Source organism: Rhodoplanes roseus (assembly GCF_003258865.1).
GTDB lineage: Bacteria > Pseudomonadota > Alphaproteobacteria > Rhizobiales > Xanthobacteraceae > Rhodoplanes > Rhodoplanes roseus.
Map to the genome: position 1 here is coordinate 1 of NZ_NPEX01000047.1, position 21980 is coordinate 21980.

Here is a 21980-nt window from a genome sequence, read left to right on the forward strand (position 1 = left end):
CGCCGATGCCGCCAAAATTGCCCGACCCGCCGGACCCACCACCGCCGCCGAACCCGCCGAACTTGCCGGTTCCACCGTTGCCGCCGTTGCCGCCCACACCGAAGTTCTTGCCGGCTCCGCCACTTCCGCCGGCGCCACCGACGCCACCGAACTTACCGGCACCACCGAACCCACCATTGCCGCCAATGCCACCGAATGCGTAGGCCTGGGACGCCGACAGGAACGCCACCGCCGTCACGATCGCGAAGGTCTTCTTCATGGTCATGGGATTCTCCTTGTCGTCTCGTCAGGGGTTTGTCTGTAATTCAGGTCCGAGATCGTCACTCGGAGTAGCGTCGCGATGTCTGTCCAACTGACTCTCGCGCTCATGGCGTCCGCTATACCATCCATCGAATCTTATCTGGCTGTTCCTGCTCGCCGCCGCTGATGCAGCTATTTGGTTCAGGCATTCCGCTTTTCTTCGTGTCGACCGCTCTTCAGATTGCTTACCCTAGTTGGTCACAACAGGCGCCACTGTGAGCGACATCACACGGGCGGCGCGATGGGCGCGGGTGCATCCGACCCCGACAATCCGGGCCAGAGACGGCGCATGCGGAAGGATGCTGGGAGCACCGCGATCGCGTATGATGTCGGGCCGGGATCTTTCTCCCGCCGCGCTGATATTGTGACGCGACAGCGCGAAGGGCGGAGTCCGCCCGGCCTTTCAACATTCTTGCGACTGGTCGTCAGCCGCCCGCATCCCGTCGCCCACGGATGCTGCCCTACGACGACGCCACAGGATCGCAGCTTCCGGACTGAAGGACTGCGTCTGCGACGCCCTCGCAAGAGGACGAAGTCTCACTAGATCCGGAAGGGCGAGAAGCCGGTTCGACCGTCACCCGGGCCATGGCAACAACTGCACCGAAACCCGGCTGCGAAGCACGAGGCACCGCTGTCGTCGTCGCCACAAATCGGCCCGTCCTGGCCGCTGCGGGTCGTCCGCCGGACCAAGTCTTGATGGACAGGTCCGCCCTTGAGAGTCGTCGCTGCGCAGCCGGCGTGAGAGGGGGGAGCAGACGGAGGCCGTGGGTCGGTTGCGGGGGGCCGAAACAGTAGCAAGGCATTGGATGGATGACGCACCAGGGGATGGTGGGCGGGCACACCTGAGCACACGTGTTTCGCCCCCCGGAGTCGGTATAGAAGCATGCCGGCGTCAGCGGGCCGTATACAACGCGCCTGGAGTCAGGACCTGTGGGCCGGCGATGTCACGTCCAAGACCCAGAAGTTCGGCGCCGCGTGGATCGTGGTCGCGGCGATTCTCATGCTCCCGACCATGACCGTGGCGGGACTGTACATCCGATGAGGAATCAGCGCTCCGCCGAAGTGTGAGCCTTGGAATCAGGGACTCGACCTCCTGCGGCGAGCGGCGACTGCGCGTAGCCGTCGAGCAGATCGGCCGATCGCGGTAGACGGTGACACAGCCGGCCTCGCGCAGGGCCTGTTCCGTGCTGCCGCCGCACAGGACCCCGATCACCGCGACACCGGCGATCCGCTTGTAGCCCTCGATCTCGTCGGCCGCGCAGGACGACCCGAGCACGATCGTCTGCCCGTTGGCGCGTATGCGCTCGAACAGATCACGGACCCGCGGGAACGGACGAATTTTCGGGAGGTATTCGCGCTTGAACGGGTCCGAACGGTAAGACTCGATGTCCTTTGCCGTGCTTCTGCAGCAGATCATCCGACGCAAAGGCCGGCATCAGGCGGTCCGCGCCCATTCCGATGTGACGGCGCACGTCGTCGAAGTCGGTCTCGACGCCGAACTTCGCGAAGGCCCGGACCCAGGACTCGGCGTGTGCATCGACGCTGTCGATCAACGTGCCGTCGATGCCGAATTTGATCGCTCGTACCATGGACGTTCTCGTATCACGAACGCTATTGCCCGAGTCGACGATGTGAACAGGGCGTGGAAGTACTTTGTAGTTATTAATCCGGGATTGAGCCCATTGTTCCTGACGCGAAGTTTGGCGTCATCATAGCGTCGCTTGCGACTGCTCGACCGGGGCGATGGCGCCCCGGTCGGTGCTGTTTTGGCGAAGCAGGAACGCTAATGCGGGAACGAAATACGACAAAGCCCAGTGCCACCCGGGGGAGGAAGTGGTGATGGAGCGGGCCGACGGCTCACGGGCCAAGGTCACGGTGAACATCGATCTGAGCCGGAACAGTTATAAATCTCGGCATGAAAGGTCTACGCCCTCCCGACACGCGAAGGACGCTGGGTCAATAAATAAGAACACGCAAGCCCTTTTTTGTGGTCGAAATCCGACTGCATATGCAGGTCGCCTCGATAGTTCCATGGGGGATCGCATATCAGTGGTGCGTGGAAGAGGGCGCTCCTCCGGTAGCCTTTTTACCGGTGCTGCCTGCTTGATTCACGAGCAGCGCTTCAGAGGCGGCTCCTTTACTCTCGACCCCAATGCGATCGCCCCGCGGACGATCACGGCTCAACAAGCCCCCGAGCTCAACGCGCCGGGATTCCGAGACCATCTTGGTATTCCGGAGGGGCCATAAATATGGAGGGAATAATGACGCGTACGGTCATCGACGTTGCCAAGGTGATTGACGAACAGCGGATGGGGTCACTTCATTGGAAAGTTGTTATTCTCTCTTTTGTTATAATGTTGACCGACGGATACGATACAGTGTGCGTTGCGTATGTAGCGCCGCTTTTGAGGCAGGAGTGGAATTTCAGTCCCGCAGCCTTTGGACCACTCTTCGCATCAGGCCTGCTCGGCGCGGCGCTTGGACCGGTGCTCGTCGGGCACCTGGCAGACCGGGTCGGCCGTAAGCCGATTATACTCACCGGAACTTTGTGGTTTGGAGTGCTGACACTCGCAGCGGTCTTTGCGCAGTCGCTGAATCAATTAATGATCCTGCGGTTTTTGGCAGGCTTGGGAATTGGCGGCGTTTTAGCAATCGGAACCGCTCTTGTTGCAGAATTCGCTCCGCGCCGTATTCGGGCCACGATGATCGTTATGGGAGTCGTTGGGGTCGCTCTGGGCGGCGGACTTGGTGGCCTTATGGCTGCGCTGGTCTTAGGGCACACTTCGTGGCATATCGTCTTTTGGATCGGCGGACTTATTCCAATCGCACTGGCTGTTATTGGATATTTTGTCTTCCCGGAGTCGGCAAAGTTCTTGACGCTGAAGCCGGAGCGCTGGGACGAGCTTACAAAGCTGCTTAAAATCCTTAGCCCCAGCTTGCATGTACCCGCAGACGCGAAGTTTGTTCTCGGCGACGAAGCGAATGCGCCGAAATTCTCCTTCAAAGCGCTGTTTCTAGGACGGCTGGCGGCGATAACGCCACTGCTCTGGGTTTCGAACTTCCTGGCGCTTCTGCAACTGTATTTTGTCAACCAGTGGACGCCGCTCCTGCTGACCGGCCAAGGCACGTCGGTCCCGCGTGCAGCTTTGGCTACGGCCGCCTTTCAGATATGCGGCTTCTTAGGCGCACTTGCAATCACCCGACCGGTGGACAGATGGGGCTTTGCTCCGGTTCCAGCGCTGTTCGCAGTAGGGGCCTTGGTAGTAGGCTTGATTGGAATGCCGGGCGGCTCCGAGATGTGGGTCATAGCGCTTTCGGGGCTCTCCGGATTCTGTGTTATCGGAATCCAGTTTGCTAACATAGCGAGCCAGAGCCAGGTATACCCAACATATATTAGATCCTGGGGCGTGGGGGTTTGCTACACGTTCGGACGTTGCGGGTCGGTCGTTGGTCCGCTATTCGCCGGTGTGCTCGTCGGGTTTAACGTCTCGATCAATACGCTGTTCTATATTTCGGGAACGCTGATGGGTTTCGGGTTTGTGGTGGCTCTTGTTCTAGTGCCGCTGTATCGAAAGCAGCTCTCCGAGATGCAAACGGCGCAGGCAATTTGATCGCACGCAGTGAAAAGACGGCCTGGCACAAAGTATTGCCAGGCCGAAACGGCCCGGGTTTCTCTGCGAATCCGCCGTTCCGGGTTTCAGGCACCCTGTCCGACTGAGTTCAATTGATCCACAAGGGCTGACACTGCCAGGTGACCGCCGCGCCTGTGACAGGCAGGGTCGATGCGTCGGCTATGTGTCTTATCGAGCACCCCAATCGATTGCGCAAGGCGCTCGAATGCATCGACGAACGGCCAGCACCAGGATTTCGTCATGGGAAATGCCGAGCGCGTCGGAGATCTTGCCGATCGCCCGCTCCTGATACTCGGCCCCGACGCGCGCAGGAACGAGGCACCGACGATAGATTTTTCGCCAGCGCACCGCACCATGGACGGCCTGCTCCGGGCGGTCTCGACCATTTGCGCCAGCTCGGCGAGTTGGTCCCCGCTCAGCCGGGAGGTAGTCGTTCGAGAGAATGTCGACAAAGTCCTACGGCCGTCAGCATCGAAACGGTTAACCCGCCGCGCTTGCCGGCCGAGCCACCGACCCTGGCGCCTCCGGCCGGTTTGTCCCGCCACCAGCGAACATCAACCGCCGGCTCTGATCGGAGTCTCGCGGATGACCGGCGGGCCTGGCTTCCACGTGCGGCCGCGCAGGCGGGGGGTCGAGCGTCCCTGCGGCTGGACGGTCGGGGCGGTGTAGATTGGTCGGCGATTACGAGCGCCGGGCAAATGTTCTCCGAGGCATGATCTACGTTGCCACGGGACGTCTGCTGCCGCGCCGACTCCATGCCTGACGTGTTTCAAACCGGAACCGACCGCGGAAAATACCATGAACCCGGCGGAGGATCATTCACCCGGAATCGACGAACCGGATCCGAGATCCATGAATCGAGACTACTCGAGGCCTAGAATCCAAGGTGAGTATTTAAAAAAAATGAAGGACACCCGACACGACAGAAGCCGACACTTCTGAAGAGCGCCCTTGTGACACCCATTCTCAGTGTCGGCTTTTGTCTCCATTGCGGATCAGCAGAAACAAGAATTAGGAATTCTTGATTTGCAAGACCTTTTCTTTGGCCCAGTCATTAACGCCGTACATTTGAGATTCCGCATACGGATACTTCGTGTTCTTGTCTCTCAGAGTTGACACTGGTATCGCCCACAGCACCACCAGGGACAAGATCGCCCCGATAAACCCTAGGACATAGTCGGTCGTGGTCGCCAGGTTGTTTGTGGAGACATGCCAAATGTAATACAATCCAATCGGCCAGTTCACAAATATGACCGCCCCGAGGCCCGGATTGTATATGCTTTTGAACTTCAAGTTGTTGTAAATACCGTGATTGAGAATCTGCGCCATGCCCTGCCCCACTTGTATAAGGCCGAACCATATGGCGCCAGGGAATATGACGGCCAATATGTAGAACGGATAAGTCATGAATACATTATTGATCATCACCAAATTGGCATTTGTCGGATATCGATCGATGACGTCTCTTTCTCCGAGAACGACGTTGAATATTCCGGGAAACCCGCCCGGAGCGCCATACTCCTCGTACTGGTGGACCAAAAATCCCATGAAACTGTATATCAAAATTAGCTGAATATCGCTGAACAGCTTGTTTCCCCCGAAGCCTAAGAAAAACGCGATGGCAGCGAAAAGGTACATGCCAATCCAGTACCAGTTTCGACGATAAAAATCCATCTCATGTCTCCTTTGAATGCCGATGGCGTCCCGGGCTCGCGTCGATTTCGGGTGCTTGTCGAGCCGAATGCCAGCGTGACCTGCATGATGCCCTGGAGCATCGATCGGAAGTTCGGTCCGGCTGTCTCGTCATCCGACAGATCGCACTCGACCGGTCGGCAAGAATGCCGGGCCCTCCATTCGTCCCATGGCCCCGGAGGCGCCTCCGCCTCGCGGTGGGGTAGCGCGCGACCCGTCAAAATGGGTAGTGCTGCGACGGGTCCTCGATGGTGATGCACTGCAACTCGGTGAATTCGCTGATGCCAGGCTGACCGCCAAAGCGGCCGTAACCGCTTGCCTTCATACCGCCCAGTGGCATCTGCGGCTCGTCGTGCACGGTAGGGCCATTGATGTGGCAGCAGCCGAAATCGAGCCGCGAGGCCACCTCAAGAGCCTTCTTCACGTCGTGCGTGAAGATCGACGACGACAACCCGTACTCGGTGTCATTGGCGACCCGGACGGCTTCCTCGACGCCATCGACGCGCACCAGGCACACCACCGGACCGAACGACTCCTCGTAGTAGATCTTCATTTCCGGCGTGACGTGGTCCAGCACGCTCGCGGTCATCAGGGCGCCGTCGGCCGTGCCGCCGGCCAAGAGCCGCGCGCCCTTGGCGACCGCGTCCTCGATCAGGTCCTTGACCCGCGCCGCGTCGGCCTTGCCGATCAGCGAGCCGAGAGGGGCGTCGCTCTTGCGCGGATCGCCGGTCGCGATGGTCTTCGCCTTGGCGGCGAGCTTCTCCGCGAACGCGTCGGCGATCTTGTTCTCGACGACCGCGCGCTCGGTCGACATGCATACTTGGCCCTGATGGATGTAGGCGCCGAACGCGCAGGCCCGCGCCGCGTGCTCGATGTCGGCGTCCTCCAGAACGATCATCGGCGCCTTCCCGCCCAGCTCGAGGAGCACCGGCTTGAGATGGCGGCCGCAGATCTCGGCGACCGCACGTCCCGACCCGGTCGAGCCGGTGATGTTGACCCGCCGCACGGCCGGATGCGCGATCATCGATTCGACGATCTTCGGTGTGTTGGCGGGCGCGTTACTGATGTAGTTGAGGACGCCCGGCGGCAGACCGGCGTCACGCATGATGCGGACCAGGTTGAACTGTGTGCCCGGGCTCGGGGACGCGGCCTTCATTACCACAGTGTTGCCGCAGGCGAGCGCCAAGGCGAACGAACGCACCGCCAGAATGATCGGCGCGTTCCACGGCACGATGGACAGGATCACACCCACGGGCCGCCGCACGGTGATCGTCATCGCGCCCGGCTTGTCGGTCGGGATGACCTCGCCCTTGATCTGCGTGGTGAGCGCGGCCGCTTCGCGCAGCATCCCGGAGGCGATCTTGACGTTGAACCGGATCCACGGCTGGGCCGCGCCGGTTTCCTGCATCATCGGCTCGATCAGCTCGTTCACGCGTTCCTGCAGCAGCCGCGCCGACTCCATCAGGATGTCGCGGCGCGCGTTTGGCCCCAGGGCCGCCCACGCCGGAAATGCTGCCGCCGCCGACTCGATCGCAAGCCGCGCGTCGTCCAGCGTCGCGGCAGCCGCCTCCGTCACCAGTGACCCGTCGATCGGGCTCAAGCGCTGGAAGGTTTCACCGCTGGATGCGGGGACCTCTCTATTATCGATCAGCAGAGTTGTTCTCATGGGGATCGTCCATTCGGCGGGTTGAAACAGCACGATGCCGCGACGCCCAGCGTCGCAGAGCCACTGCCTGCCGCCGCATAATGCAGGCGTGGCGCGAGCGCGAAACGCTCTACAGTTCTCGATTATTAACCGAGCGTACCAGATGGGCGCGCTGTTTGAGGCCTCGGTATCGCCACACCCTTATGCGGAACGGCGACAGCGTAGAACTACGGAAGCCCGACTCCTCTTGCGAGATCGGGAGGCTTCAGCTTAACTTCTGATCACGGGTTGCCGAAATGATCATCACGGCGGAAGGCCATGATTCAGAAGAACACAGTCGATCCGACCCCGGTTGATCCGCTGAGCGAAGCGCTTTCCGCCATGCATATGGAAAGTAGTCTGCTCGCCATCTTCAATCTGCCGGGATTGTGGTCCGTCGCTCATCCGCGAAAAGGTGGTGTCGTCTGTCACATCGTTGCAGAGGGGACCTGCTTCTGTAATCCCGCGGAGGGCCCGACCATCGAGCTCGGAAGAGGCGATCTCATCGCGTTCCCGCACGGAGATCCGCATACGCTTGCGTCGAGCCCCGGGCTCAAGGGCACCCCGATCGCGCCGCTTCTCGACGCCATTGGACATCCCGTGTGGACGCCGCAGAACCAGTATCCGCGACCGGTGCGCTACTGGGGCAACGGGCCGGGCGCACGTACGCTGGTCATCGATCTGGTTTCTGCATTTCCCGTTCCGAACCGCAACCTGCTGTTAAGGGCACTGCCGAGCGTCATGCATATCCGAGCGGAGCACCTGAAGGTTCGCTCCTGGCTGGATTTCGCGCTCGACATGGTGGCGAGCGAACCTCCGAAAGGGACGCCCGGCTACGCGGCCGCCGTGAGCCGGATGACCGACCTGATCTTTATCCAGGCGGTGCGCACCCACCTGAGTATCCAGGCGGCCGATGCGCGCGGATGGCTCCGCGGCCTGTTTCATCCGCGCATCAGCCGCGCCCTGCAGGCGATCCATCACGATCCGCAGCGCAACTGGACGGTCGCGCAACTCGCTACTGAGGCCGGAATGTCCCGCACCCCGTTTGCGCTCGAGTTCACGGCCTGCCTCGAGTTGTCGCCGATCCGTTACTTGACAGAATGGCGAATGCACCTTGCCTCGCGCCGCCTCGCGGAGGGAGTTCCGATCAGCGTCGTCGCCGACGAACTCGGCTACGCGTCTCCGATTTCCTTCGCCCGTACATTTCGGAGGGTCATGGGAATCACCCCTGGCGGCTATCGGCGTGGCGTCACGCGAGAAGACGCAATCGAAGCTAAGCCGGGCACCCCTCATGCTCAACTGAATTGAGCAGCGCTCGGCCCGCAGCAAGGTAGCGAGCGAACACCGGCGATTGTCGAGGAGTTTGGTCGCGCAGCCCGGTATTTGAACTTGCGCGCCACAAAGATGCGGTTACGCGCCCATCCTTGCGGCAGCGAGTTCCCGTTTCACATATTGTGCGTAGTTTGTCGGATCGCGCCTCAGCAACCAGCGCAAGATGTTGGAATTGCCCGAGAGTCCGAAGAGATCATAGTAGAGGAACAGGCGCTCGACCCCGAGAGCCGCATATGCACCCTGGCTGCGAACGATCGGGAAGTTCTCGATCGCGGCCTCCTGCGAGATCCGTCGCGGTTCGATGCTTCGTCCGGACTCGCGGCTGATCAACTCCGCGACCTGACGGTAACTCATGTGGTCGGGACCACACAGGTGATAGGTGGCGCGCTCGTGGCCGTCTTCGGCAAGCACCTTGACGACGACCTCGCCGTAATCGAGGAGGTCGAGGAACGACATGGGCATATCGAGCGAATACGGGAGTGCGAGGACGCCGCTTCCGATCACATTCGGGACGGAGACATTTTGCATGTAGTGCATGGGCTGCAGAATGGTATAAGCGAGTCCGGATTCAATTAGGTATCGTTCGACTGACAGTTTGGCTTGATGATTCACTAAGGCCTCGATCTGGGGATGCGCTACGGAAGAATAGACGAAACGCTTGACCCCGGACTGACGCGCGGCATCAATGACATTGATGCCGATGACGCTTTCCTTGGGATGCATGGCCGGGCCAATATGCAACACGGCGTTGACACCCTCCATCGCACCCGCAAGAGTGGGCGGATGGAGCATGTCACCCAAAGCCGTCTCTTCGACGCCTAATTTTTCGAGCTGCTGCCGAGCAGCGTCAGAGTGCACGAGTGCGCGCACGGGACGCTGAAGCGCGCGCAAGCCCCTCAAGATATGACGACCGGTCTTGCCGGCAGCTCCAGTCACCAGAATCATGGCATTCTCACGAGTTTATCAGCGAGAAGACCTTTTTGGCGTTTTCAAGCGACGTAGCCGCAACGAGTCTCTTCGCGTCGCCCACGACGACTTCATCCGCACCAGACTCCAAGCCCTGCATTGCTTCGGCAACGAAAGCCTCCAGCGGCATGATGTTGATGGCCGAGCCGGAAGGCGGCGCCATTCTGCCCGATCCACCGAGTTCGGTGGCAACATAGGGCGGAACGAGCTCCACGACCTCGACGCCAGAGTTCTTCAGTTGCGCGCGCAGCGAAAGCGTCCAGGCGTGAATGGCTGCCTTGGCCGCGCAGTAAACAGGAAACCGTTCCACAGGAACGAATGCCAAGCCGGACGAGACATTGATCAGGGTCGCGCCGGATTGCGCAGCCAGGTGCGGGAGAAAGGCCGCGGCCACCCGGATGGGACCGAGAAGATTGGTGTCGATCTCGGACTGGATCGCTTCGTGGTCGAGGATGTTCCCCGGGGCGAAGCTCATGCGCGTCTGCACACCCGCGTTGTTGAAGACGCAATTGACGGTCGGGAACTCCGAGATCACCTGTCGCGCAGTCTGCTGAATCGCGATGGCGTCGGTAACATCAAGGACAAAGTAGCGCATCCCGGGATGACGCCCTGACATTTCCTTCAACCGATCTTCGCGGCGGCCGGTGACAATGACTTGGTTGCCGAGCTGGTAAAAGGCTTCCGCTAGTCCTCGTCCGATGCCAGAGGTACCGCCGGTGATGAGGACGGTGTTATCGCGCATTCGCATATGCTTACAGGTCTCCAGTAAAGGTCCGCGGTAGAGAGGTGGGGATCCGGAGCGCTTTGGCGTGAGCCATTCGAAGCGGCGTGTGCGGATCGCGGACGGCATTTCTCACCACGCATCAAATTATATGACTATCAAGTCACCGAAATCAACCCCGGGTGCCCGCGGCGCCCGAGCGATCGCGGTCCGGTTTGTCGGGCCCGTTTCTCGGCGATGTCCGATTGGGGCGCGACGCGTCCGCCCGGGTCGCGCCGTTGGCGGCGTTTCCAACTGGTCTGCACGGCCTCCCATGAGCAGATCTGGTCCTCCGTGTCCACGTATTCGCAGCCGCACGCATCCATGCCGACGATACGCCGGTACCGCTCTGGCGAAGGGCAAGACGCGTACCGGCCGCTTGTAGACCTACGTCCGGGACGATCGTCCGTTCAGCGGCCACGATCCGCCGGCCGCGGCGTTCTTCTGCTCGCGCGATCGCAGTGGCGATCATCCGCCGCTGCGGCTGCGGCCTGACTACCCCGGATCTCTGCCCAAAGACATCCTTGCGGCCTTTACCGGATGGGTACCTTGCATTGACGAGCAGAGGCAGTTCATAATCAGGACATGGGACTTGGTCTCTCTCTGCCTGAGTGACGGCGAGCGAGCTTCTCGCGATCCTTACGGGACACGGGACCGCCGTCGCCTAAGAAGCCGCTAGCTCGCGTCAATTGGGCTGACTCTTTAGGAAAAGGCGTGCTTCGCCTGATCCTAGCGAAGCGGCTTGGCGCTGTTACTTCCGCCAACGCTTATTTCCGGCGCGCACTGCTTTCCCGCCCAATTGCATCAAGTCCCCCGATAGCGAATTTGTAGAGATGTTCGACCAGAGCCCGACGCGGCATGCGGCGGATTTCATCTGCGACCGGGGCGACATTGCGCCCTACGACCAGCATCATCGCACAAGGAGCCATGACACTGATGAGGCAACGAAGCAGCGAGGGATCGCCAACGGGTATGTCGGTGATCTTGCTTAGAATTCCCAGAACGATCTGCAGCTTTGCGGTGATCTCCTTCTTCTGCAGAACCCGAACGTGGGAGGATGGCGACAGCAGCTCCCGGCTCAACACCCTCGCATGCCAGCCCTGATCAAGGACTGCGCTCTCCACCAATCCCTCCATGAGCTTCTTGAGCTTCTCTGGCCCGGACATATGGCTCGAGGCGACCTGTTGCAGACTCTCGATGCTGATAAGCCGGTGGTGAGCTTCCAGCAGCACGGCCTCATAGAGGCCGCTGCGACTCTTGAAATGATAGTTGATCGAAGCCAGATCGACTCTGGCGCTCGCAGCAATGATCTTATTTGTGGTTTCGGCGAAGCCGTTCGATGCGAACAGTTTGCCGGCCGCTTCCAGAATACGATTGTAGGTCGTCTCACCGTCGGCTCGCTGCACGCGAACTGCTTTGTTCATGGCGTCCACTCAATCGGACGGTCGGTCTTCGGTCTGCCCCACAAGCCTTCGCGCAAACCTCTCATGGCGATCCCTGATCATATTTGGTATTGTTTGGAAATGGCCGAGAAATTTCGTCCTATACCGTCGAGCTGATCAATGCCCCCCTGGCGATGCGATCCCCAGCCCCTCGGATGTCTCTAGCCCGTTCCGGGCCACAGGACCAAGGCCTCAGGATCCGGCGCGCCTCAGGGATAGCCGCTTCTACGCCAAGTCGTCGGTCGGAGCTGTGCAACAAGAACACGCCGAACCCGTTTCTGGAGAGGCGCTTGCTGAAACACCTGGCGGTCCGGCGCCGCCGAAATCGCGCATCTCCTCTCAGTGGGGCTCGACATTAGACCTCTTGCGTCTTAAATTCAATTTAATTTTAAACGAAGCCGCGTTCGAGAAGTGCCTGGAATGAAGAAAGTCCTCATCTCCGTTCTGCTTATGGCGGTGGTGGTCGCCGCCGGCTGGTGCTGGTGGACCCGTCGTCACGCTGGCGACGCCGGCGAGTTGGTGCTGCACGGCAATGTGGACATCCGGCAGGTCTCGCTCGCCTTCGACGGCAGCGGCCGGATCACGGAGATGCGCGTCGAAGAGGGCGACCAGGTGACTTTCGGTCAGGTGATCGCCCTGCTCGACACGCGGATCTTGGAGATTCAGGCTGATCAAGCCGAAGCTCAACTCGACGCCCAGCGAGAGGCGCTCCGCAAGCTCCGTAACGGCTCTCGCCCGGAAGAAATCGAACAGGCGCGCGCCCAATTGGCGTCGTCCGAAGCTTCTGCTGCCCGCGCCGACCAGGATTACTCCCGTGCGACCAACCTGCTGGCAACCAACAGCGGCGCAATCACTGCGCAGACCGTCGATCAGCGGCGGGCCGACGCCCACGCCGCGCGGGCGAAGGTCGACGAACTGCGCGCCACGTTGCAATTAGCCGTCAAGGGACCTCGGGCCGAAGATATCGCGAGTGCCGAAGCCCAGCTCAAGGCATTCGAAGCTCAGCTGGCCCAACTGCGTCATCAGATCGAACTCGGGCGGCTCCAGGCTCCTGCGGATTCCGTGGTGCGTTCCCGCCTGCACGAGCCCGGTGACATGGTCACGGCCCAGTCGCCCGTGTACGCGCTCGCGCTCACGAAACCGAAGTGGGCGCGCGTTTATGTCAGCGAACCGGACCTCGGCAAGATCAAGCCGCGCATGGAGGCCCGGGTCTTCACCGACAGCCATCCCGCCAGGCCGGTCAGCGGAACGGTCGGCTACATCTCGTCTGTTGCCGAGTTCACGCCGAAATCGGTGGAGACCGAAGAATTGCGGACCAGTCTCGTCTACGAGGTTCGCGTCGTCGTCGAAGACGACGCCGATACCCTCCGTCTGGGCCAACCGGTCACTGTCCGTCTGCTGGTCGGGCGGAGCCCATGACGAGCAGCGGGAACGCGATCGTCGCGGTCGAGGCTCTGAGAAGGACCTTCGAGGATCCGGGGGGCGGCGTCATTGCCGCTGTCGACGACCTGTCCATGATGGTGCGCACAGGACAGCTGACCGCGCTGGTCGGCCCGGACGGTGCCGGCAAGACGACGCTCATGCGGATGTTCGCCGGCCTGCTCGGGCCCGACTCCGGATCGCTGCGTGTGCTCGGCATCGACGTGACGGCCGATCCGCAATCAGTGCAGGACCGCATCAGCTACATGCCGCAGCGTTTCGGCCTGTACGAAGACCTGAGCGTGCAGGAGAACCTGACCCTTTACGCCGATCTTCATGGCGTTCCGCAGGATCAGCGCCGGGAGCGCTTTTCGCGAATGCTCGAAATGACCGACCTGACGCGCTTCACCGGCCGGCCGGCCGGCAAGCTCTCCGGCGGCATGAAGCAGAAGCTAGGGCTCGCCTGCACGCTGGTGCGGTCTCCCGACCTGCTTCTCCTCGACGAGCCGAGTGTCGGTGTGGACCCGCTGTCACGCCGTGACTTGTGGACCATCGTTCAACAACTCGTCGACGAGGAGCATCTCAGCGTCATCGTCAGCACGGCCTACATGGACGAAGCCGAACGCTGTGCGCAGGTTTTCGTCATGAACCGGGGCAAGTTGCTGGCGGAAGGCGCTCCCGAGAGCCTGCGGACGCGCGCCCACGGCCTGACCTTCACGGCCGTTCCGCCCGGCGGCACGCCCGCACGGGAATTGCAAGCTCGCCTCATCGACGCCCCGGAGCTGATCATCGATGCTGTACCGGTCGGTGGCAACGTTCGCTTCATCCGCCGACCCGAAGCCGATCCCGTGCGATTGAGCGACTTGCTTCGCGGCGCGCGCTGCGAGGCACGCCGGGAGGAACTCGAGGATGCCTTCATGATGCTGCTTCAGCAGCATCATGAGCAAGAGACGGAAAGTCCGGCGACGCCTTCGCCCGCGATAGCGGTCGCCATGCCTCGGACTGCGGGTGGCGGTGACAAGCCGGTGATCATCGTGCGCGATCTCGTGCGAACGTTCGGAGACTTCACGGCGGTCGCGAGCACATCATTCGACGTGGCCCGCGGCGAGATCTTCGGGTTACTCGGCCCGAACGGCGCGGGGAAGACGACCACGTTCCGGATGTTGTGTGGCCTGTTGCCGGCGACCAGCGGGCGGCTCCAGGTCGCGGGGCGCAACCTGCGCACTGCGGGCGCGCAAGCGCGCGCCCGCATCGGGTACGTCTCGCAGAGATTCGCGCTCTACGGCAACTTGACGGTTCGGAACAATCTGGAGTTTTTCGGCGGTGCTTACGGCCTGCGAGGCAAGGCTCTCAAGGCCCGCGTCGAGGCCTCGCTCGCGCAGTTCGGCCTGGATGCGTCAGCCAAGAGCGGACTCCTTCCCGCCGGCTACAAGCAGCGCCTCGCCATGGCGACAGGCCTCCTGCACGAGCCCGACATCCTGTTCCTGGACGAGCCCACCAGCGGTATCGATCCACTCGCCCGCCGGGCTTTCTGGCGGACCATCACCGCCCTCGCCAAGAGCGGCGTGACGATCATCGTCACCACTCATTTCATGGAAGAAGCCGAATACTGCGATCGTATCGCAATTCAGGACGCCGGCCAGATGCTCGCCTTGGGTACGCCGACGGAAGTCCGCGAGCAGGCAGCAGAGGCTGCCGGCGATATGAACAGCGCGTTCATCGCCATTGTGGAACGAGGCCGCGCACGCCGCGAAGCCCAGGGGGCAGCGACGTGAACACCTCTGGTTTCGCCACAAGGCTCCTGGCGCTGATCCGAAAGGAAACGCGTCAGATGCTGCGTGACCGCAGCAACCTGACCGTCGGGCTCCTGCTGCCGATCTGCCTGATCCTCGTATTCGGCTTCGGGATTTCCTTCGACGTCAAGAATGCGCGTGTCACGGTCGTGCTGGAGGACAACTCCCCGACCGCGCGCGATGCGCTCGCAGGACTTCGGGGCTCTCCCTATCTGGCACCCACTTGGGTCACCTCGATGGCGGAGGCCGGACGGATGCTTCGGGCCGCCGAGACCGATGCGATCCTGCGGGTGCCGGTCGACTTTTCGCGGCGGCTGGCATCCGGCGACGGTCGATTGCAGCTGGTGCTTAACGGCGTGGACTCCACCACCGCCGCGACCATCGAGGGCTACGTGAGCGGGGCCCTTGCCGGCCCGACGCAGCGACAGGCCGATCGCGCCGGCAACAAGCCCCCTGCGGCTGCGAGCGTGACCGTCGTACAACGGACCTGGTTCAACGAGGCGAACGAAAGTACCTGGTTCGTCGTGCCGGGGGTGATCGTTCTGGTGATGACCCTGATCGGCGCTTTTCTCACCTCGCTTCTGGTGGCGCGTGAATGGGAACGCGGAACGCTCGAATCCTTGTTCGTCACGCCTGTGCGGCCCTTCGAACTAGTGATCGCTAAGCTGGCGCCCTACCTCGTGGTCGGGGCCGTCGATCTCGTGATGTGCCTGCTCGCCGCGCGAGTCCTGTTCCTCGTGCCCATGCGCGGTTCGCTGTGGGTGATCATCGTCGCCGCGCTACTCTATCTGACCGTGTCGCTCGAGCTCGGCCTGTTCATCTCGGCCGCGACCCGCAATCAGTTCACGGCGAGTCAGATGGCGCTGCTGACCAGCTTCATGCCGGCCATGATGCTGTCCGGATTCGTATTCGATCTGCGCAACCTGCCGGTGGTGGTCCAGGTCATCAGTCACCTGTTGCCGGCGACCCACTTCATGGGACTCATCAAGACCCTGTTCATGGTCGGCGACTATTGGCCGGATATCCTTCGGGACTGCGGCATCCTCGTACTCTACTCCGTGGTTCTGATCGAAGCGACCCGCCGCTTACTCAAGAAGAGTCTGGGCTGACCCGATGCAGTCTCTCGTCTCGTATCTCGCGAGGACTCTGGCGCTGGTCCGCAAGGAATTGCTGGCGCTTCTCACAGACCCTTCGAGCCGCGTTCTGCTGTTCACTCCGGCGTTGATGCAATCTCTGTTGTTCGGATACGGCGCCACGTACGACCTCACCTATGCGCCCTATGCCGTGCTCAACCAGAGTCCGGGCGTTGCGGCGACCGAACTGCTGGCGCGGATTGATGGAACGGGCGTGTTCAAGCGGGTGGCGACGCTGACTGGGTCGAATCAAATCGCCGGCGTGATCGAGAGCGGGGATGCGCTCCTCGCCATCACGATCCCACCGAACTTCGAGGCGCGTCTGGCATCCGGGCAGCAGGTGCCGCTGCAAGTCGTTCTCGATGGCCGCAACTCGTCCACCGCCGGCCTGGCTGCGGCTTACGTCTCCTCGATCGTCGCGTCTTTCAACGCGTCTCGCGGCACAACGCCGTCACTGACCATCGTCCGGCGCGCTTGGTTCAACCCGAACCTCGAGTCCCGCTGGAACCTGATGCCGCCGTTGATCGCCTCGCTCAGCATGATTCAGACGCTCATGCTCGCCGCCCTGTCCGTCGCGCGCGAGCGCGAACAGGGCACGTTCGACCAGTTGCTGGTCACCCCGCTCACGCCTCTGCAAATTCTGATCGGAAAGGCGCTGCCGTCCATCCTGGTCGGGTTAATTCAATCGACGATCATATTCCTGATAATTCGGTTCTGGTTCGAGATTCCGATAAATGGCTCCGTCGGCCTTCTCTATCTCGGGCTGTTCATGTTCACGGTCGCATCCGTCGGAATCGGCTTGTCGATATCGGCGCTGTCGCTGACCATGCAGCAGGCGATGCTCTATACGTTTATGTTGGTGATGCCTCTGATGCTGCTCTCCGGGCAGCTCACGCCCGTAGGCAACATGCCGGCGATTTTGCAGGTGGCCACCTACGCAAATCCGCTGCGCTTCGGAATCGACGTCGTGCGCCGGGTTTACCTGGAAGGCGCTGGTCTTTCCGAAGTGGCGTTCGACTTCGTGCCGATGCTCGCTGTGTCCGCCATGACCGTGCCGCTTGCGGCCTGGCTGTTCCGGAATCGGCTGGCGTGACGAATGGCCAACTTGCCTCGTCGATCGCCGAGGGCAAGCTTTGCCGACCGGCGTAACGCGACTCCGCGTTTCGCGCCTTGGCAGTTGTGAGCGCCAGGCCGCCGCCGCCGTCGTTCACTCACGATCCCTGAGCTCGCGCTGGCCCTCGAGTATATCGGGCGTGATCCCGATCGCGCGGAGGCGACGCTCTCGGTCGAACCGATTGAGTTCCTCCGGAGCGGAGGGGTACGGTGACGTCGGGTTTCCCAGAAGCGTGAAGCCGATGCCCTGCATGACGATGCGGCTGAAGCCCGCACGCAGACGACGGCGGGGAGCCAGTCCCACGATAACACGCTGCTCTGGGCAGTCACGTTGGTGATGCTCCAGATGCCCAGCGGCATGGGTCCGAGCATGGCGGCCGCCAGTCCGGATTGTATCAGACGCACACTGCAGGTCGTCGGCCGCCGCCTCCGGTGCCGTCATCGGCAGGTGGGCGAAGCCTGCGAAACGATCCGGATGCGCGTCCACCATCTGCTTCGGCCGGTCGTTGTACGCCCGTGCCATAGCGGGCGCTTCATCGGGCGGCAATAGGTCTGCGTTCGGACCGCTCTGCGAGACGACCTGAACCTTTGCGCCGGCCTCCTCCATCGCGACGATCCGGCGAGGCCCGACCTCGGCGAGCGCATCACCGATCTTTTCCAGCGGGCCACCCTGGCTGAGAACGCCTTACCCTAGAGGCGACGACCTCCTTGTCTATACGGGCGACCAGATCCGGGGCGACGAAATGCTCTTCCAGAGCGTCAATGCGCATGATGGTCTCGCCTTGAGGTGATTTGGATCGGGCGCGCATGGGCGTCTCGCCCTTTCGGCGCCGGCGTCGGCGCCGTGCCGATGTGCTGATCGGCAGGGTCACAAGAGCTTGTCGAGAGTGATCGGCAGGTCTCTGATGCGTTTGCCGGTGGCATTGAAGACCGCATTGGCGATGGCGGCGGCGGTCCCCGTGATGCCGATCTCCCCGACACCGTGGGCCCCCATGGGCGCATGCGGATCGGGCGTGTCGGTCCACATCACCTCGATGTCGGGCACGTCCATGTGCACCGGCACGTGATATTCGGCAAGGCTGGCGTTCATGATCCGGCCATTACGCTCGTCGAACTGGGTTTCTTCCATCAACGCAAGCCCGATGCCCATGATGATGGCGCCGCGAAACTGGCTGGCCGCGGTCCGTGCGTTGAGGATACGACCGCAGTCGAACGCCCCCAAGATACGGCTCACCCTGATTTCACCCGTGACGGCGTTGACCCTCACTTCGCAGAACATGGCGGAGTGCGAGTGCATGGACCAGTGCATGGTTTCGAGCGGCAGCGGAGCAGTCGCTTCGACCGTCAGCTCTGCCTGGCCGGCGCGCGACAGGATGGATGCGTAGCTCTCGTGTCGGGTCGGATCGTCGAGCTTGGCGAGTCCGGCGTTCAGGCCGCCCACTTGGTCCGGAGAGAGCCCGGCGAGCGGGCCGTCGTTACCGGCGAGCCCGATGAGCTCTTTCACCAGCTTCTTGTGCGTGGCCGCGATCGCCGCGCCGAACGAAGCGGTTTGTGCCGAGGCGACTGCCATGACCCTGCCCGGGAGCGTGCTGTCGCCGACTGTCGCAATCACGTGCGTCATGGGCAGACCGAGGCGCTCGGCGGTGACCTGGGCATGCACCGTGGCGGTGCCCATGCCCATTTCCTGCCCGGCGAACTCGACCGTCGCGCGGCCGTCGCGCGTGACGGTCAGCCGCGCTGCGCCGCCGGGCATGCGATTGTGCGGATAGGTCCCCCTCGCGACGCCCATGCCGATCAGCCATTCGCCCTGGCGGCGTTGGCCCGGCGTCTGGCTGCGCCGGCTCCAGCCGAAGCGCTCGGCGCCATCGCGAAAGATCTTCTCGACCTCGCGCAGCGAGAAGGGCAGTCCGCTCGTCGGCTCCTTCTCCGGCTCGTTCAGCAGCCGCAGCTCGATCGGGTCCATTCCCAAGCGCACGGCCAATTCGTCGACGGCGGATTCCAGCGCGAAGGTGCCGACGGCTTCCCCCGGGCCGCGCATGAAGGTGTTGGCTATCATGTCGACGCGGGCGGCCTGCACTTCGAGCCGGAGCGCGCGCGCCGCATAGCTGCCGCGCGTCCCCATGATGAGAGGCTCGGGCATGTTGTTGTGGGGCGTCATCGCGACCGTCCCGAGGTGGACGAGCGCCTTGAACCTGCCGTCCGGCCGCGCCCCGATTGCGAGGCGCTGCTCGGTCAGCGTGCGCCCGCCGACGATGCGATAGACGCCCTCGCGGGAGAGAACCAGGCGGACCGGACGGCCGGCGAGGCGTGCGGCGGCCGCCGCGAGCAACTGGTGCTGCCAGAGACCTTTTCCGCCGAAGCCGCCGCCGACATAGGGCGAGAAAACCCGGACTTGCAGCTCGGCCAGATCGAAAGCGTGTGCGAGCGACCACGCCGTATGAGCGAGCTTCTGCGTCGCGTCGTGAACGGTGAGGTCATCGCCGTCCCAAACGACTGTGACCGCGTGCAACTCAAGAGCGTTGTGATTGTGACGGGGCGTCGAATAGACTTCGTCCACCGTCACTGGACACGCAGCGAGGACGGTTTCGGCGTCACCGATCTCGTCCTTGAACCGCATGCCCATCATCGCACCCGTCTCGAGGCCGGCGGCCTTCGCTTCGGCGAAGCGCGTGATCGCATGGCCCGGCTCGTAGACTGGGTGCAGCAACGACTTGGCGTAATCGGCTTGGTCCTGCGTTTCGGCGAGCACGAGCGCGACCGGCTGGCCGTTCCAGTGGATGCGGTCGTCCTGAAGGACCGGGAGTGAGTCTTGGGCCGCCGACCGCAGGTTGGACGTGAAGGTTGGTAAGGGCTTCAGGCGTGGCGCGTTTCGGTGCGTCATCACCAGTGCGACGCCTGGCGCGGCTTCGGCGGCGGACGTATCGAGCGAAACGAGCCGACCCTTCGCGATCGTGCTGTAAACCAGCGCCGCGTAGAGCATGCCGTCCAACGGAACCTCGGCCGCGAACCGCGCCGTCCCGGTCACTTTCTCCGGCGCGTCCAGCCGCGGGATCGGGGCGCCAATCAGGCCGTTCCTGTGGTGGATAAGCGGATCTGGATCGCCACCCGGAACCCACGCGTCGGGCGCCAGCGCGACCGCCTTCTGCACCATCGACATCGCGGTGGCCTGCAGACGCTGCTTGGCCTTCTCCCGAAGGCTCATCGCTTCTCTCCCGCGAGCTGCGCAAGGATCGCGACGATCGTGCGCCGCGCGAGTTCGATCTTGAACCCGTTGTCCTTGAGAGGCCGGGCCTCGGACAGCTCGGCATCGGCCGCGCGGCGGAACATGGCTTCGCTCGCTGGCTGGCCGCGCAGGGCCTCCTCGGCCCTCCAGGCGCGCCACGGCTTGTGGGAGACGCCGCCGAGCGCGAGACGCACGTCCTCGATATGCCCGTCCTCGATGTGAAGCGCCGCCGCGACAGAGACCAGCGCGAAGGCGTAGCTCGCGCGGTCTCGGACCTTTCGGTAGCCGGAGCGCATCGAGATCGGTAGCGCCGGCAACTCGATCGCGGTGATCAACTCGCCCGGCGCGAGCACCGTCTCGATATCCGGCCTCTCTCCCGGCAACCTGTGCAAGTCGGTCAACGGCAGACGACGGGCGCCGCCTGGGCTCTCGAGGTGGATGATGGCGTCGAGCGCGGCTAACGCGACACACATGTCGGACGGGTTCACCGCGACGCAGGCTTTCGAGGCGCCTAGAATCGCGTGCCCGCGATTGAAGCCGTCGAGGGCGTCGCAACCCTGGCCGGGGCTGCGTTTGTTACAGCGCGAGCCGTCGTCATCGTAGAAGTACGTGCAGCGCGTGCGCTGAAGCAGATTGCCACCAACCGTCGCCATGTTGCGGATTTGAGCTGTCGCGCCGGCGACGATCGCGCGGGTGAGCACCGGGTAACGTGTCCGCACCAGAGGGTGCTCGGCGAGAGCTGTGTTGCGCGTCGCGGCTCCGATCCTCAGGCCGCTGTTCTCTTGCTCGATGACCTCTCGCGAGAACCCGGTGACGTCGACCAGCGCCGCAGGACGCTCGATCGTCTCCCGCATGAGGTCGACAAGGTTCGTGCCGCCCCCGAGATACCTGGCCCCCGTCGCCTCGGCCCGGCGTACGGCATCGGCGGCATCGCTCGCGCCCGCATATTGGAACGGCGTCATCGGGCCTCCTCCTCCGGGCTGTCGCCGAAGGCGTCGAAGATCGCATCGACGATGCCGTTGTACGCACCGCACCGGCACAGATTGCCGCTCATCCGCTCCCGCACTTCATCGCGATCCAGAGCGACGCGCTCGGCCGCAAGATCACTGGTCACGTGGCTGGGAACGCCGCGCCGGACCTCCCCGACCATGGCGACGGCGGAGCATATCTGGCCGGGCGTGCAGTAGCCGCACTGGAAACCGTCGTGATCGATGAAGGCCTGCTGAAGCGGATGAAGCTCCCCATTCCCCGCCAGTCCTTCGATGGTCGTTATGCAGCGGCCGTCATATTGAACCGCCAGGGCGAGACAGGAGACGATGCGCTCGCCCTCGACCAGGACGGTGCAAGCCCCGCACGCGCCTTGGTTGCAGCCCTTCTTCGTGCCGGTGAGGTCGAGACGCTCGCGCAGTAAATCGAGCAGGGACACCCGGGGGTCCTCCGGAACTGCGACCTCCCGTCCGTTGACGATCAGGCACATGCCACGAGCCGATC

Annotated in this window: 18 protein-coding genes and 1 pseudogene; 7 read left to right on the forward strand and 12 right to left on the reverse strand. The window is 62.7% G+C overall.

The features are described from left to right. From CH341_RS09445 to CH341_RS36395, 3 genes are all read right to left on the reverse strand, one after another. A partial coding sequence (locus tag CH341_RS09445) for a hypothetical protein (protein ID WP_210208225.1) occupies positions 1-265 on the reverse strand: 265 nt, incomplete at its 3' end. Between the two features lie 927 nt (positions 266-1192). After that, positions 1193-1576 carry a hypothetical protein gene (locus CH341_RS36390; RefSeq protein WP_425376164.1) on the reverse strand — a complete coding sequence of 128 codons (384 nt, stop codon included), beginning with the start codon at positions 1574-1576 and terminating at the stop codon, positions 1193-1195. A gap of 37 nt (positions 1577-1613) precedes the next feature. Next, positions 1614-1889: an HAD family hydrolase gene (locus tag CH341_RS36395; protein WP_425376165.1), complete on the reverse strand. Its 276-nt coding sequence runs from the start codon at positions 1887-1889 to the stop codon at positions 1614-1616. Between the two features lie 672 nt (positions 1890-2561). Between CH341_RS36395 and CH341_RS09455 the strand changes: the two genes are divergently transcribed. Further along, on the forward strand, positions 2562-3911 hold the full coding sequence (locus CH341_RS09455; protein ID WP_170149558.1) for an MFS transporter: 1350 nt from the start codon (positions 2562-2564) through the stop codon (positions 3909-3911). A 1032-nt stretch (positions 3912-4943) separates the two neighbouring features. On the opposite strand, the gene CH341_RS09460 is transcribed toward CH341_RS09455, so the two are convergent. Continuing rightward, the gene (locus tag CH341_RS09460) at positions 4944-5606 is read right to left on the reverse strand and encodes an HXXEE domain-containing protein (RefSeq protein WP_111418793.1); all 663 of its coding nucleotides are present in this window, start codon (positions 5604-5606) and stop codon (positions 4944-4946) included. Positions 5607-5841: 235 nt separating this feature from the next. Then, positions 5842-7290: an aldehyde dehydrogenase gene (locus CH341_RS09465; protein ID WP_111418794.1), complete on the reverse strand. Its 1449-nt coding sequence runs from the start codon at positions 7288-7290 to the stop codon at positions 5842-5844. A gap of 297 nt (positions 7291-7587) precedes the next feature. On the opposite strand from CH341_RS09465, the gene CH341_RS09470 reads away from it, so the two are divergent. Continuing rightward, a complete protein-coding gene (locus CH341_RS09470; protein ID WP_111418795.1) occupies positions 7588-8616 on the forward strand; it encodes a cupin domain-containing protein in 1029 nt (342 codons plus the stop codon). Between the two features lie 102 nt (positions 8617-8718). Here CH341_RS09470 and CH341_RS09475 read toward each other — a convergent pair whose 3' ends face one another. Together CH341_RS09475 and CH341_RS09480 are read right to left on the reverse strand one after the other, a co-directional pair. After that, positions 8719-9585 (reverse strand): SDR family oxidoreductase, encoded by an 867-nt coding sequence (locus CH341_RS09475; RefSeq protein WP_111418796.1) that lies wholly within the window; start codon positions 9583-9585, stop codon positions 8719-8721. Between the two features lie 7 nt (positions 9586-9592). Then, entirely contained in the window at positions 9593-10348 is a 756-nt protein-coding gene (locus CH341_RS09480) for an SDR family oxidoreductase (protein WP_170149559.1), read from the reverse strand. A 308-nt stretch (positions 10349-10656) separates the two neighbouring features. Between CH341_RS09480 and CH341_RS09485 the strand changes: the two are divergent. Further along, positions 10657-10901: pseudogene (locus CH341_RS09485) on the forward strand (IS66 family transposase); the annotation flags it as partial. Between the two features lie 232 nt (positions 10902-11133). Here the strand turns inward: CH341_RS09485 and CH341_RS09490 are convergent. Further along, a complete protein-coding gene (locus tag CH341_RS09490) occupies positions 11134-11790 on the reverse strand; it encodes a TetR/AcrR family transcriptional regulator (protein ID WP_111418798.1) in 657 nt (218 codons plus the stop codon). Positions 11791-12228: 438 nt separating this feature from the next. On the opposite strand from CH341_RS09490, the gene CH341_RS09495 reads away from it, so the two are divergent. The 4 genes from CH341_RS09495 to CH341_RS09510 are packed head-to-tail and all read left to right on the forward strand — an operon-like array spanning position 12229 to position 17246. Beyond that, positions 12229-13227, forward strand: a complete 999-nt coding sequence (locus tag CH341_RS09495) for an HlyD family secretion protein (RefSeq protein ID WP_111418799.1) — start codon at positions 12229-12231, stop codon at positions 13225-13227. Beyond that, entirely contained in the window at positions 13224-15002 is a 1779-nt protein-coding gene (locus CH341_RS09500; RefSeq protein ID WP_111418800.1) for an ATP-binding cassette domain-containing protein, read from the forward strand. The genes CH341_RS09495 and CH341_RS09500 overlap by 4 nt, the downstream gene beginning before the upstream one ends. Beyond that, positions 14999-16129, forward strand: coding sequence for an ABC transporter permease (locus CH341_RS09505; RefSeq protein ID WP_111418801.1), 1131 nt, complete (start codon positions 14999-15001; stop codon positions 16127-16129). Before CH341_RS09500 ends, CH341_RS09505 begins: the two co-directional genes overlap by 4 nt. A 4-nt stretch (positions 16130-16133) precedes the next feature. Further along, positions 16134-17246 (forward strand): ABC transporter permease, encoded by a 1113-nt coding sequence (locus tag CH341_RS09510; RefSeq protein ID WP_111418802.1) that lies wholly within the window; start codon positions 16134-16136, stop codon positions 17244-17246. A gap of 114 nt (positions 17247-17360) precedes the next feature. Here the strand turns inward: CH341_RS09510 and CH341_RS09515 are convergent, their stop codons facing one another. From CH341_RS09515 to CH341_RS09530, 4 genes are all read right to left on the reverse strand, one after another. After that, the gene (locus CH341_RS09515; RefSeq protein WP_111418803.1) at positions 17361-17873 is read right to left on the reverse strand and encodes an amidohydrolase family protein; all 513 of its coding nucleotides are present in this window, start codon (positions 17871-17873) and stop codon (positions 17361-17363) included. Positions 17874-18134: 261 nt separating this feature from the next. Beyond that, a complete protein-coding gene (locus tag CH341_RS09520; RefSeq protein ID WP_210208228.1) occupies positions 18135-20423 on the reverse strand; it encodes a xanthine dehydrogenase family protein molybdopterin-binding subunit in 2289 nt (762 codons plus the stop codon). Positions 20424-20464: 41 nt separating this feature from the next. Further along, positions 20465-21451 (reverse strand): FAD binding domain-containing protein, encoded by a 987-nt coding sequence (locus CH341_RS09525; RefSeq protein WP_111418805.1) that lies wholly within the window; start codon positions 21449-21451, stop codon positions 20465-20467. Then, positions 21448-21966 (reverse strand): 2Fe-2S iron-sulfur cluster-binding protein, encoded by a 519-nt coding sequence (locus CH341_RS09530; RefSeq protein WP_111418806.1) that lies wholly within the window; start codon positions 21964-21966, stop codon positions 21448-21450. Before CH341_RS09530 ends, CH341_RS09525 begins: the two co-directional genes overlap by 4 nt. Between the last annotated feature and the right edge of the window lie 14 nt (positions 21967-21980).